This is a genomic window from Stenotrophomonas sp. STEN021 (assembly GCF_056760175.1).
In genome coordinates, this window is record NZ_JBRREH010000117.1 from 1 (window position 1) to 12,775 (window position 12,775).

The window sequence follows — 12,775 nt, forward strand, 5'->3', positions numbered from 1 at the left end:
AGGTGCACGCGACGTTGCGATCCGGTGGTGCGCTTGCTTCGCGGCTTACGCCGCTCCTACCGGGTTGGTATCCCGGTAAGGCCTCTGCCGAGCATGGCTCGGCACTACAGTGCGATCCCGGCCCAGCGGAACGGCTCAGAAGGCCGGCAGCACCGCGCCCTTGTACTTCTGCTCGATGAAGGCCTTCACTTCGGGGCTGGTCAGCGCCTTGGCCAGCTTCTGTACGCGGGCGTCGTCCTTGTTGTCCGGGCGTGCGACCAGGAAGTTCACGTAGGGCGAATCGCTGCTCTCGATCGCCAATGCGTCCTTGGTCGGGTTCAGGCCGGCGTCCAGCGCGTAGTTGGTGTTGATCAGGGCCAGGTCGACCTGGTCGAGTACCCGCGGCAGCATCGCCGAATCCAGCTCGCGGAACTTGAGCTGCTTCGGGTTCTCGGTGATGTCACGCTGGGTGGACAGCGCGTTGCTCGGGTCCTTGAGCTTGATGACGCCAGCAGTGTCCAGCAGGATCAGCGCGCGGCTGTTGTTGCTGGGGTCGTTCGGGATCACCACATCGGCGCCGTTGGGCAGTTCGGCCAGCGACTTGAAACGACGCGAATAGGCGCCGAACGGTTCGATGTGCACGCCGGTGACGGTGACCAGATCGGTCTTGCGGTCAAGGTTGTAGGCCTTCAGGTAGGGCTCGGTCTGGAAGTAATTGGCGTCCACCTGCTTCTGCACCAACTGGTCGTTGGGCTGCACGTAGTCGTTGAACACGCGCACGTCGAGCTTGACGCCTTCCTTCTCCAGCAGCGGCTTGACCACCTGCAGAATCTCGGCGTGCGGCACGGCGGTAGCGGCGACCACCAGCTTGGATTCATCGGCGGCAGGCTTGGCGCAGGCCGACAGGGCCAGCACGGCGGCAATCAGGGGAAAGGTGAGCAGCTTGTTCATCGGTAACATGATCCCGTGGGGAAGGATGGTGTGGACATACGCTAACAGGCCGGCACGCTGCGTGCCGGCCTGCGGTCATTCCATTACTTGCGGCTGTAATGCGTAACCAGCCGGTCGCCGAGCATCTGCAGCAGCTGCACCAGTACCAGCAGCAAGACTACGGTGACCAGCGCCACGTCGGTATGCGATCGCTGGTAGCCATCGCGGAAAGCCAGGTCGCCCAGGCCGCCGGAGCCGATCGCACCGCCCATCGCAGTGAAGCCGATCAAGGCAATGGTGGTAACGGTGGCACCGGCAATCAGGCCCGGCCGCGCTTCCGGCAGCAGCACCTTGAAGACCAGCTGCCAGGTGGTCGCGCCCATCGCCTGGCTGGCTTCGATCACGCCACGGTCGACTTCACGCAATGCGGTTTCAACCAGACGCGCGTAGAACGGTGCAGCGCCCACCACCAACGGCAGGATGGCGCCACGCACACCCAGCGAAGTGCCCATCATCGCCAGCGTCACCGGGATCAGTACGATCATCAGGATGATGAAGGGCACCGAGCGCAGCAGATTCACCAACAAGGCGGTGATGCCGTAAACCACCGGCTTGCGGTGCAGCTGCGGCGAGCCGGTCAGGAACAGCAGCACGCCCAGCGGCAAACCAATCGCCAAGGTCAGCGGCAACGAGCCCCCCAACATCAGCAAGGTGTCGATGGTGGCCTGGCCGATATCGGCCCACTTGCCAGCATCCAGGTGGCGGAAGAAGCCTTCGGCGGCAGTTGCAATGATCATCGGCGCAGCTCCTCGACGTGCACACCGGCAGCGACGAAGGCCGCCTGCGCGGCATTCTGGTCGCCGCCCACCAGGGACACGGTCAGCTGGCCGTAGGGCGTGTCCTTGATGCGGTCGATACGGCCGGTCAGGATGTTGTAGTCCACTCCGGTGTCGCGGGCGATGCGCCCCAACAGCGGCTCATAGGTGCCATCGCCAAGGAAGGTCAGGCGCACGATGCGGCCACCGACGGCGGCGTAATCGCGCAGCTGCTCGCCTTCGTCCACATGCTCGGATTCGGAGACGAAACGGCGCGTGGTCGGGTGCTGCGGGTGCAGGAACACTTCGGTGACCGGGCCCATTTCCACCATGTGGCCGGCATCGAGCACCGCAACGCGGTCGCAGACGCGGCGGATCACATCCATCTCATGGGTGATCAGCACGATGGTCAGGCCCAGCTCGCGGTTGATCTTGCCCAGCAATGCCAGCACCGAGGCAGTGGTCTGTGGATCCAGCGCACTGGTCGCCTCATCGCACAGAAGGATCTGCGGGCGTGTGGCCAGCGCGCGGGCAATGCCGACACGCTGCTTCTGCCCGCCGGACAGCTGCGAGGGGTACTTGGCTGCGTGCGCTTCCAGCCCGACCATGCGCAACAACTCGGCGACACGGGCATCGATCTCCGCCTTGGGCGTACCAGCCAATTCCAGCGGGAAGGCCACGTTGGCCGCCACGGTACGCGCCGACAACAGGTTGAAGTGCTGGAAGATCATGCCGATGCGCCGGCGCAGGGTGCGCAGGCCATCAGCATCGAGTGCGGTGGCGTCCTGGCCATCGATCAGCACCCGGCCGCCGCTCGGTTCCTCGAGCCGGTTGATCAGGCGGATCAGGGTCGACTTGCCGGCACCGGAGTGGCCGATGATGCCGAACACTTCGCCGGCCTGGATCTTCAGGTCGAGCGGATGCAGCGCGGTGATCGCGCGGCCGTCGACGGCATAAGCTTTCTGCAGGTGCTGGAACTCGATCACTGCCAGGGCAACCGGTGGGCATAAGAAGGGGGCGTGCAGCCTAGCAGCGCCGGGCCCTCGGCGCGCGTGCCGCAAACCGGAATCTTATTCCTTTTGGTTCTAAGTGAAACCAGTCGGGGTTGTGCTGTGGGTAGTTCTGTTTGTGGGAGCGGCGTCAGCCGCGAAGCAGATGGACCACCAGATCGCGGCAATACCTGTTCATCTGGCATCACCCGTTTCGCGGCTCACGCCGCTCCTACAGTTCTACCTCCCTCCCTTTGGCGAAGCTCAAGGGAAGGGCTGGGGAGGGATCGACTTTCAGGGATGATCGATCTGATCCGGCCGCTGCGCCCGCTGCACGCGTTCACGGTGCAGCAGGTACAGGCCACTGGCGACGATGATGCCGGCGCCGATCCAGGTCCAGCGGTCGGGCAGCTTCTGCCAGAGCAGCACGTCCCAGCCGATCACCCAGACCAGGCCGGTGTACTCCAGTGGCGCGATCATCGAGGCCTGACCCAGCTGGAACGCGCGGGTCAGCGCGATCTGGCCCAAGGCCCCGGCCAGGCCCATGCCGGCAATCAGCGCAGCGTGCTTCCACTGCAAGGGCTGCCATTGCGGCCAGGCCAGCAGGCCAGCGCCAATGGCCATGATCAGCAGGAACCAGACCACCATCGACTGCGGGGTATCCGTACGCGTCAGCAGGCTGACCGTCACCGCGGCAATCGCATAAGCCGTCGCCGCCAGCAGCACCATCAGCCCCGGGAACGAGATGAAGCCATCCACGCCTGGGCGCAGCACCACCAACACACCGATCAGGCCGATACCGATGGCGACCCAACGCCGCGGCCCCACGTGCTCGCCCAGCAAGGGCACCGACAGCGCCGCCACCAGCAAGGGCGCGACAAAGTAGATTGTGTAAGCAGTGGACAGCGACAAGGTCCGCAGCGCATAGACGAAGCAGCCGATCATCACCATGCCGAGCACGCCGCGGAGCAGATGCAGACCCCAACGTACCGGGATGATCGAGCGCGGACCGGCCGTGGCAAGCACCCATACAAGGACGAACGGCAACGAGGCGGCACCACGCAACATGGTGACCTGCAAGGTCGGGTAGCTGCTGGACAGCATCTTCATGCCCGCGTCCATGCAGGAAAAGAACGCAACGGCGGCCAGCATCCAGACGATGGCACGCACGGGGGATTTGGTAGGCGACATGGCCCCATTATCCGCTGCCCGGGCCCGGCTTGCAGACTGCCACCGGTAATGGTCGATGCTATGTTCTGCCCATCTGCAGCAGGGGCCGAATATGCGCAAACCACTGAAGTACCCAAGCACCACGCCTCGCCTGCGGCGCCTTGCCCCGCTGCTGCTCGCGGTACTGCCTTGGGCTGCCTCTGCCACGCAGGCGCCCAGCGCTGAAGCGCTGGCACAGCTGGATGGCTTTGCACTGGGGCTGCAGGCCGCCGGGCAGTTCTCGGGCACGGTATTGATCGCCAGCGGCGATGACGTGGTATTCGAGAAAGCCTATGGCGCCCGCGATGAGCAGCAGGAAACACCGCTGCAGGTGGATGACCGGTTCAACCTGGCCTCGGCCGGCAAGATGTTCACCAGCGTGGCGATCCTGCAGCAGATCGCCGCCGGTCGCCTCAGCCTGGACAGCAAGGTCGGGGACGTACTCAAGGACTACCCCAACCGCCAGTTCGCCAATGAGGTGAGCGTGCGCCAGCTGCTGACACATAGCGCCGGTGCAGGGGATATCGATGAACTGTTTGGCGCCGAACACAGTGCTGATCGCGCGCGCCTGCGCAGCCTGGAGGAGATGGTGGCGCTGCATGCCGGGCGCGCGCCGGAGTTCGCACCTGGCAGCGCGCAGAAGTACGGCAACTTTGGTTACCTGGTATTGGGGCGGATGCTGGAAGTCCTCTCCGGGCAGGATTTCGAAAGCTACATCCGCCAGCACGTGCTGCAACCGGCCGGCATGCAACATACCGGCTTCGTGGCCTGCGACGACCCCGCGCCTGATCTGGCACGGGCCTATGTGGAGGTGGATGGCAAGCGCGTGCGCAACTGCGCCACCCAACCCAGGCGCGGCCTGCCCGCCGGCGGCGAAGTCGGCAACGCGCGTGACATGCTCCGTTTCGTGCAGGCCTTGAATGCCGGCAAACTGCTGCCAGCAGCACTGTTCGAACAGGCCACCCAGACCCAGCGCGAGTTCATGGGCCTGGGCTTTTTTGCCACCGGCTACGGCAAGGACGTGCCGGCCCGCGACTTCCGCTGGGGCCATGGCGGCAGCACGGACGGTGTCTGCACCGACGTGCGCCATTACCCGAAAACCGGCGAGACGGTGATCGTGCTGTCCAACAAGGATGCGCCGGCCTGTTTCGCGGTTTCCGGCCTGCTGCATGCGCAATGGAAGCAGCCTTGAGCGAAAACCCAGGCAACGGCAGCCAGCAAGCGCGCGCCTGCGCAGGCACCTAACGAATATTTCCCAAGCACCATGCAAGGATGCGCGCCGATGAAACCCCGCACCACACTATTGCTGGCAGTCTCACTGAGCCTGGCCACCCTCGCCGCCCCGGCATTCGCGCAACCGGCCTGCAGCCCGCGTTACCCGCCGCCGACCACGATTGCCGCCATGTTCGACATGGCCGCGGTCACCGCCGATACGCTCGATGCCATGCCGGGCGTCGACGTGGCTATTGCTGCGCGCGGCGGCCAGGACCTGAGCAAATACGGGCTGCGCCACAGCCACCTCGCCTTCCTGGTCCGCAACGACAGCGGCAGCTGGGATGTGGTGCATCTGCTCAACCGTTGCAAGAGCGACAGCTCGGACCTGTACCGCGAAGGCCTGGTCAACCTGGTCGGCGAAAGCTCGATCACCACTGACCTGCGCGTTGGCATTCCCACGCAGGAAGTCCGCGCCGCACTCAAGACATTGCTCGCCGGTGCCGCGCCACAGGCACGTGCGCTGCACGAGCCGCGCTACAGCATGCTGGCCTACCCCGGCAGCAGCGAATACCAGAATTCAAACCAGTGGATCCTTGAAGTCACCGCTGCGGCGATGGCACAGGCGGCCGCTGACATTGCGCTGGACAACCGCGACACCGCCTTGGCCTGGCTCAAGCAGAAAGGCTATACGCCATCACGCATGCACATCGGCATCGGCAAGCGACTGGGCGCGCGTTTCCTTGCCGACAACGTTGCGGTCACCGACCACCCGGCCAGCGAACGCATTTCCGGCAATTATTCAGTGGTGACGGTGGAGTCGGTGTTCGACTTCCTGCACCGCAGCGGTGCGCTGGAACGCGAACTTGCCATCGCCCATCAAACACCCGTACCGGCGGTGGCCGGCAGCAACACGCAAGCTCCCACACCTCAGCAGGAAGCCACACCATGAAACACCTGATCAAGAGCGGCGCCCTCGCCATTGCCGTCGCCGCCTGCCTGGGCCTCACCCCCGCCCAGGTCCGTGCGGGAGAGCTCAATGGCTCGCAAGCCTCGGTACTGGTGACCGGTTCCAGTGTGGTGATGGTGGTGTCCGGTCCGATTTTCCTGTCGGCGGCCGGTGTACGCGGCGCGGCTGACATGTCCAAGGAATCGCGCGAGCGCCGCGAGGAAAAGCGCCGCATCAGCGCCGGGCCGCTGCCGGATCTGGAAGTGAAGTCGATCGAGACCGCGGCCGATGGCGGCCGCCGCGTCACCCTGGAAGATCCTGCCAACGTCGAGAACCGCGCCACCCTGCAGTGGCCCAAGCGCGAGGATGATCCGGCGGCCGGTTTCACGGTAGGCAGCAGGATCGCCTTCAAGCCGAGCCCACAGGGTGCCGGCTGGATGCTGCGCAACCCGGAAGGCGCTGCATTGGCCTTCGTGCCGACCATCGAAGCGGTGGATGAAAGCCGCACCCGCACGCTTTGATTTCTGATTCGCTGTACTCGAGGAACACCCTATGAAATCCATTTTTTCCCAGTTGGCCTGCGCCGCAGCCATCAGCGCCATGTTGGTGATTGCGCCCGCGCATGCCGGCGATGGTTTGAATCGTTCCGAGGTCTCCACGCTGGTGACCTCGGCCGGCGCATCGATGCTGGTGTCCGCACCGTTGCTGTTGGTTGCATCGGTTACTGACAAGTCTTCCACGGTAGCCGGTGAGCGTCAGGCGCGCCGTGTCAGCGCCGGCCCGCTGCCGGACATGAAGGTCGAAGCGATCACCCAGGACGCCGATGGCGGCCGCAGCGTGGCGCTGGCTGATCCTTTGGATGCGGCCAACACCGCATCGCTGCATTGGCCGCAGCGCGAGGACAACCCAGCTTCCAACTTCGTGCTCGGTCAGACCGTTGCGTTCACGCCGAGCCCGCAAGGTGCGGGTTGGATGGTGCGGGCCGAAGATGGCGCGGTGCTGACCTTTGTGCCAGCGATTGAAGCGGCAGCTGTGAGTCATAGCGGGAAGCTTTGAGGCTGTAGGCAGTGCATGTGATGGGGCTTTGGCTTTGATCTTTTGAAGCTCGAACGCAAGCAAAGCCAGCAGCACAAGCAAAAGCTGCCCTCACCCCAACCCCCGCTCCGCGCCCCGGACCTTGCGCTGGGGCAAGGTCGTTCGAATGGCTGCGAACCTTTGGTTCGCAAGCAGCCCTTCTCACCCCGCAGGCGGGAGAGGGGCTCGGTCTGCTTGATCGCAAGCTGTATGCACTCCTGCCGCCGTTGACATCCATCTCGGCCACACCCGCTACAATGCGCAGCGGCCTGCCCTCGCGGCCCGGCCCCTCCCCTCCTTTATCGATGCAGTGCCCAACGGCGCTGCCTGTGCCCGTTCATGTCCTCACATCCGCCCATCCGCTTCGCTCCGCTGACCCCCACCTCGCTATTGCTGGCCGTGCTGGCAATGGGTGCCGTGGTACTGGGCTCGAATGTGCTGGTGCAGTACCCGATCAATGACTGGCTCACCTGGGGCGCTTTCAGCTATCCAGTCGCCTTCCTGGTCAGCAACCTGATCAATCGGCGCTTCGGCCCGCAGGCGGCGCGCCGCGTGGCCTGGGCCGGCTTTGCGGTGGCGGTGGTGTTGTCGGTGTGGATTGCCACGCCGCGGATCGCAGTGGCCTCCTGCTCGGCCTTCATCGTCGCCCAGTTGCTGGACATCACCGTGTTCGACCGACTGCGTGCCGGCAACTGGTGGCGCGCACCGATGGTCGCCACCACCTGCAGCGCCACTGTGGATACGGCGATCTTCTGGTCGATCGCCTTTGCCGGTTCGCAATTGCCGTGGGTCAGCTGGGCCGCAGGTGATCTGGCGGTGAAGCTGGCCATCGGCGTATGCCTGCTGGCGCCGTTCCGCGCCCTGCTGTGGAAGATGGCACCGCTGCGCGGCACTCCGCGCTGATTGCTGCAGCCCGGTATCAACCCGGGCTGCTTTCCTGCATCACTCCGCGCGCTTGCCCGGTTCGAACGGCAGGCCCTGCGCGATTGCAGCGGCACTGATCGCCGCACATGCCGCTTCGATCTCTGGTGTCGGGATTGCAATCCGCGGACGCCGGTCCAGGGTGCAGCTCAGGCCTGCATCGAGCAGCGTTGCATGCGCATCATGCAAGGCCAACGCGGTCTCGGCCGGCAACCAGCCCGTCGCCGCCAACGCAGAAATCAGCAACGGCGTTTCTCTCGGCTCACACAGCGCGCGATGGTGCTGTGCCTGCGACAGCACGCCGGTCTGCAGCACGAACTCCAGATCCACCAATCCGCCTGCGCCCTGCTTCAGGTCCAGCCGCCCTGCATCGCTGCGATCCAGTTCGGCGCGCATGCGTGCTCGCATCTTCAGTACATCGCCGAACAGGGTCTCGTGCTCACGCGCACGGCTCAGGGTGTCAGCGCGTACCCGTTCGAAGTCGGACAACAGCGATGCATCGCCGGCCACGCCGCGTGCGCGTACCAGCGCCTGATGCTCCCAGGTCCAGGCGCGCTCGCGCTGGTATTCGGTATAGCTGGCCAACGAGGACACCAACGCGCCCTTGCCGCCATCCGGACGCAGGCGCACGTCAATGTCGTACAGGCGGCCGGCGGCGGTCACCGCACCGAGCAAGGCCATCACCTTCTGCGCAAGACGGGCAAACCAGCGGCCGCTGTCCAATGGACGCGGGCCATCGCTACCGTCACTGCCAGCCGGGCTGTCGTACAGGAACACCAAATCCAGGTCCGAACCAAAGCCCAGTTCGACGCCACCCAGGCTGCCGTACCCGATGATCGCAAAGCGCCCGCCCGGCACTTCACCATGTGCCTGCAACATGTCCGCATGCGCCATCTGCAGCACGGTCACCACCACTGCGTCGGCCAGTTGCGCCAGTTGCTGCGTACAGTCGACCGCACGCTGGCGGCCGTCGTGGAAGGCCAAGGCCATGCGGAAGCTCAGCGCGAGTCGCACTTCGTTGAGCGCGCGCAGTGCTGCTTCCGGATCATCGATCTGCAAGGCGGCGGCGCAGGCTTCCTGCATTTCCTGCGCCTCCGGCATCGGACCGGCGACGCGGGTATCCAGCAGTTCGTCCAGCAGCAGCGGGAATGCAAGCAGCCGCTCTGACAACAGCGCGCTGCGTGCGAGCACGTTGACAAGCCTGGTCAGCGCACTGGGCTGCTCGTCCAGCAGTGCCAGATAGCTGGTGCGGCGCAGGATGGCCTGCAGCAGGCCCAGCACGCGACGCAGCGCGGCATCTGGTTGCGGCGAACGGGTGGCAGCGTGCAGCAATGCCGGCAACACCCTGTCCAAGCGTGCGCGGGCGCTGTCGGACAGTGATTTCACCCCCAGCGACTGGGCGAACTCACGCAGGGATTGATCAGCACCGGCCGCATCGACGAAGCCGGCCTCGACCAGCACTTCTGCGCTGCCGCCGCCTGGCAATACCCGCCAATAGCTGGACAGCACATCCGGCGCCGCCTGACCTTGGCGTGGTGCCAACAAGGCAGCGAATTCAACACCAACGCGTTCGCGCTGTTCGTTCAAGGCTGCAAGCAAGGCGTCCCAATCCGCATAACCCAGGCCAAGGGCGATGCGGCTGCGGTCCAGCGGATCATTGGGCAGGCAATGGGTCTGCGCGTCGCGCAGCATCTGCAGGCGGTTCTCGACACGGCGCAGGAAGCGATAGGCCTGGATCAGGTCATCGCCATCGCTGGCGGCCATCTGCCCGCCTTCGACCAGCGCGCGCAGCGCCGGCAGCAGGCGTCGCTCGCGCAACGCGGGTTCGCGGCCGCCGCGGATCAGCTGCAGTGCCTGCGCCAGGAATTCGATCTCGCGGATGCCGCCGGGGCCGCGCTTGATGTCGTCCAGTCGGTCCTTGCGCGCGACCTCGGCGGTGATCGCCGCCTTCATCTCGCGCAGGCCATCAAGCGCGGTGAAATCCAGGTAGCGGCGATAGACGAAGGGTCGCAGCGTCTCCAACCAGGCCTCGCCTGCGGCGATGTCACCGGCCACCGCGCGTGCCTTGATCCAGGCATAGCGCTCCCAGTCGCGGCCTTCGCGCTGGAAATACTGGTCCATGCCAGCGAACGACAGGGCAACGCGACCGGCGGTGCCGAATGGGCGCAGACGCAAGTCGACGCGGTGACTGAAACCTTCGGCGGTGGTTTCGTCCAACAGCCGCGCCAGCCGCTGGCCGAGCCGCGCGAAATACTCCTCGGCGGCCAGCGGGCGTGTGCCATCGGATTCGCCGTTGTGCGGGTAGGCGTAGACCAGATCGATATCGGAAGAGAAATTCAGCTCGCCGCCGCCGAGCTTGCCCAGCCCGAACACCACCAGCCGCTGCGCGCTGCCGTCGGCGTCACGGACCACGCCGTGGCGGCTGGCGAACTCCTGCTCCAGCGCCTCCAGGCCCAGCTGCAGGCACTCCTCGGCCAGGCCGGTGGCGCCCGCCAGGGTGGCATCGACGTCGTCGAGTTCGAGCAGATCGCGCCAGATCAGCCGGGTTGAGGCCGCAGCGCGGTAGCGACGCAGCTGGGTCGGCCAGGCCGTGGGTTGCAGTGGGTCCAGCACGGGCAACGGCAAGGGGGCTGGATCGGCCTGACCCAACAGCTGCAGCAGCTCCGGCTGCCGGCACAAGGTGTCGATGGCGAAGTCACTGGTAACCGCCAGCTGCCGCAAACCAGCCTCGAAGCCCTCTGAGTGCGGCCATTGCGCCGGATCGGGAGCCGCCAGCTTGAGCCGGGCCAAGGCACGTTCGATTACAGGCTGAATAGATTCAGGTGCAGCGGGGGTGATTTGGTTCATTTCCCGATTCTGGCATCTGCGGCCCAGAAGTCGCCATCTCCGGCGATCAGGCAATAAAAAAGCCCGCTGACAGCGAACTGTCAGCGGGCTTTGCTCCCTCCCCCACGTCGGGATGCAGGGCGATCCTGCCGGGTGCGAAAGCAACTTGCACGCTGCAGTGCAAAACAATACCGGCCAGTACAAGAGCACTCGATCCGCAAACGCCATCCCACCAAGGTAGAACCCCCCTGTTCACCCCGAACGGCGATAATCAGCCATCCCCCCAACAAACCGTAGTCGTCATGTCTGTCGAACGTATCTTGGACCCGCGCCTGCGCGACCGCATCGTTTCCGCCGAACAAGCCGCGGCCTTCATCCAGCCCGGCGAAACCGTGGCCATGAGTGGCTTCACCGGTTCCGGCTACCCCAAGGCGGTACCGCTGGCGCTGGCGCAGCGCATTGAAGAGGTTCACGCCGCCGGCCAGCCGTTCAAGATCAAGCTGATGACGGGCGCCTCGACCGCTCCGGAACTGGATGGCGCGCTGGCCAAGGCCGACGCCATCGCCATGCGCATGCCGTTCCAGACCGACCCGGATGCACGCAAGCGCATCAACGAAGGCACGCTGGACTACATCGACATCCATCTCTCCCACGTTGCCCAGCATGTCTGGTTTGGCTTCTACGGTGAGATCGATACCGCGGTGATCGAAGTCTCGGCAATCCGCGAAGACGGTTCGCTGGTGCCTTCCACCTCGGTCGGCAACAACAAGACCTGGCTGGACCTGGCCAAGAAGGTGATCATCGAGGTCAACGCGTGGCAGCCTGCCGACATCGAGGGCATGCATGACATCTATTACGGCACCGCGCTGCCACCACACCGCAAGCCGATTCCACTGATCCACGCCAACGACCGCATCGGCCAGGCCACGCTCAGCGTGGACCCGGACAAGATCGTGGCGGTGGTGCGCACCAATGGGCCTGACCGCAACAGCCCGTTCAAGCCGATCGATGAAGACAGCCGCCAGATCGCCGGCTATCTGATCGAATTCCTCAAGCACGAAGTCGCCAAGGGCCGCCTGCCGGCCAACCTGCTGCCGCTGCAGTCGGGCGTGGGCAATATTCCCAATGCGGTGCTGGCTGGTCTTGCTGAAAGCGGCCTGCGCGGCCTGACCTCGTTCACCGAGGTGATCCAGGACGGCATGCTGGACCTGCTCAAGTCCGGTGTGCTTGAGTACGCCTCGTGTACCGGCTTTGCGCTGAGCCCGGAGGCGAACGAAGAGTTCAAGCGCAACATCAAGTTCTACCGCGAGCGCATCATCATGCGCACGCAGGAGATCTCCAACCATCCGGAGCTGGTGCGCCGCCTGGGCTGCATCGGCATGAACGGCATGATCGAGGTCGACCTGTACGGCAACGTCAATTCCACCCATGTGATGGGTAGCCGCATCATGAACGGCATCGGTGGTTCCGGCGACTTCACCCGCAACGGTTTCCTGTCGACCTTCCTGAGCCCGTCGATGGCCAAGGGCGGTTCGATCTCGGCGATCGTGCCTATGGTCAGCCACGTGGATCACACCGAGCACGATGTCTCGATCATCGTCACCGAGCAGGGCCTGGCCGATCTGCGCGGCCTGCCGCCGCGTGCACGTGCGCGCCAGGTGATCGACAACTGCGCGCACCCGGATTACCGCGACCAGCTCAACGACTACTTCGACCGCGCCTGCCGCGACAGCTACGGCAAGCACACGCCGCACCTGTTGCCGGAAGCCCTGTCCTGGCATCAGCGCTATATCGATACCGGCAGCATGAAGGCCTGAGGCCAAACCTGTAGTGCCGAGCCATGCTCGGCAAGCGGCCTTCCAGGTAAAGCC

At 65.0% G+C, this 12,775-nt stretch carries 11 protein-coding genes; 6 read left to right on the forward strand and 5 right to left on the reverse strand.

Annotated elements, in window-relative coordinates:
* Positions 1-135: 135 nt before the first annotated feature.
* From ACVOL0_RS18930 to ACVOL0_RS18945, 4 genes are all read right to left on the reverse strand, one after another.
* Positions 136-930, reverse strand: a complete 795-nt coding sequence (locus tag ACVOL0_RS18930) for a MetQ/NlpA family ABC transporter substrate-binding protein (protein WP_481550395.1) — start codon at positions 928-930, stop codon at positions 136-138.
* A gap of 83 nt (positions 931-1,013) precedes the next feature.
* Entirely contained in the window at positions 1,014-1,706 is a 693-nt protein-coding gene (locus ACVOL0_RS18935) for a methionine ABC transporter permease (protein ID WP_481550396.1), read from the reverse strand.
* A complete protein-coding gene (locus ACVOL0_RS18940) occupies positions 1,703-2,710 on the reverse strand; it encodes a methionine ABC transporter ATP-binding protein (protein ID WP_313173348.1) in 1,008 nt (335 codons plus the stop codon). The genes ACVOL0_RS18935 and ACVOL0_RS18940 overlap by 4 nt, the downstream gene beginning before the upstream one ends.
* A gap of 297 nt (positions 2,711-3,007) precedes the next feature.
* Complete coding sequence (locus ACVOL0_RS18945; RefSeq protein ID WP_282271380.1) at positions 3,008-3,904, reverse strand: DMT family transporter; 897 nt, start codon at positions 3,902-3,904, stop codon at positions 3,008-3,010.
* A 91-nt stretch (positions 3,905-3,995) separates the two neighbouring features.
* Between ACVOL0_RS18945 and ACVOL0_RS18950 the strand changes: the two genes are divergently transcribed.
* From ACVOL0_RS18950 to ACVOL0_RS18970, 5 genes are all read left to right on the forward strand, one after another.
* On the forward strand, positions 3,996-5,114 hold the full coding sequence (locus ACVOL0_RS18950) for a serine hydrolase domain-containing protein (RefSeq protein ID WP_481550397.1): 1,119 nt from the start codon (positions 3,996-3,998) through the stop codon (positions 5,112-5,114).
* Positions 5,115-5,204: 90 nt separating this feature from the next.
* Complete coding sequence (locus ACVOL0_RS18955; RefSeq protein WP_481550398.1) at positions 5,205-6,086, forward strand: DUF2145 domain-containing protein; 882 nt, start codon at positions 5,205-5,207, stop codon at positions 6,084-6,086.
* On the forward strand, positions 6,083-6,604 hold the full coding sequence (locus tag ACVOL0_RS18960; protein WP_481550399.1) for a hypothetical protein: 522 nt from the start codon (positions 6,083-6,085) through the stop codon (positions 6,602-6,604). The genes ACVOL0_RS18955 and ACVOL0_RS18960 overlap by 4 nt, the downstream gene beginning before the upstream one ends.
* 31 nt (positions 6,605-6,635) lie before the next feature.
* Entirely contained in the window at positions 6,636-7,139 is a 504-nt protein-coding gene (locus tag ACVOL0_RS18965) for a hypothetical protein (protein WP_481550400.1), read from the forward strand.
* A 357-nt stretch (positions 7,140-7,496) separates the two neighbouring features.
* On the forward strand, positions 7,497-8,060 hold the full coding sequence (locus tag ACVOL0_RS18970; RefSeq protein ID WP_481550401.1) for a queuosine precursor transporter: 564 nt from the start codon (positions 7,497-7,499) through the stop codon (positions 8,058-8,060).
* 39 nt (positions 8,061-8,099) lie between these two features.
* On the opposite strand, the gene glnE is transcribed toward ACVOL0_RS18970, so the two are convergent.
* Positions 8,100-10,925 (reverse strand): bifunctional [glutamate--ammonia ligase]-adenylyl-L-tyrosine phosphorylase/[glutamate--ammonia-ligase] adenylyltransferase, encoded by a 2,826-nt coding sequence (gene glnE, locus ACVOL0_RS18975; protein WP_481550402.1) that lies wholly within the window; start codon positions 10,923-10,925, stop codon positions 8,100-8,102.
* Between the two features lie 281 nt (positions 10,926-11,206).
* On the opposite strand from glnE, the gene ACVOL0_RS18980 reads away from it, so the two are divergent.
* Positions 11,207-12,721 (forward strand): acetyl-CoA hydrolase/transferase family protein, encoded by a 1,515-nt coding sequence (locus ACVOL0_RS18980; protein ID WP_481550403.1) that lies wholly within the window; start codon positions 11,207-11,209, stop codon positions 12,719-12,721.
* Positions 12,722-12,775: the final 54 nt, after the last annotated feature.

Excerpts from the sequence above, each read along its gene's own strand:
- ACVOL0_RS18955 (WP_481550398.1), top strand. The coding sequence starts at position 5,205 with ATGAAACCCCGCACCACACTATTGCTGGCAGTCTCACTGAGCCTGGCC.
- ACVOL0_RS18945 (WP_282271380.1), bottom strand. The coding sequence starts at position 3,904 with ATGTCGCCTACCAAATCCCCCGTGCGTGCCATCGTCTGGATGCTGGCC.
- ACVOL0_RS18930 (WP_481550395.1), bottom strand. The coding sequence starts at position 930 with ATGAACAAGCTGCTCACCTTTCCCCTGATTGCCGCCGTGCTGGCCCTG.
- ACVOL0_RS18965 (WP_481550400.1), top strand. The coding sequence starts at position 6,636 with ATGAAATCCATTTTTTCCCAGTTGGCCTGCGCCGCAGCCATCAGCGCC.
- ACVOL0_RS18970 (WP_481550401.1), top strand. The coding sequence starts at position 7,497 with ATGTCCTCACATCCGCCCATCCGCTTCGCTCCGCTGACCCCCACCTCG.
- ACVOL0_RS18960 (WP_481550399.1), top strand. The coding sequence starts at position 6,083 with ATGAAACACCTGATCAAGAGCGGCGCCCTCGCCATTGCCGTCGCCGCC.
- glnE (WP_481550402.1), bottom strand. The coding sequence starts at position 10,925 with ATGAACCAAATCACCCCCGCTGCACCTGAATCTATTCAGCCTGTAATC.
- ACVOL0_RS18980 (WP_481550403.1), top strand. The coding sequence starts at position 11,207 with ATGTCTGTCGAACGTATCTTGGACCCGCGCCTGCGCGACCGCATCGTT.
- ACVOL0_RS18950 (WP_481550397.1), top strand. The coding sequence starts at position 3,996 with ATGCGCAAACCACTGAAGTACCCAAGCACCACGCCTCGCCTGCGGCGC.
- ACVOL0_RS18935 (WP_481550396.1), bottom strand. The coding sequence starts at position 1,706 with ATGATCATTGCAACTGCCGCCGAAGGCTTCTTCCGCCACCTGGATGCT.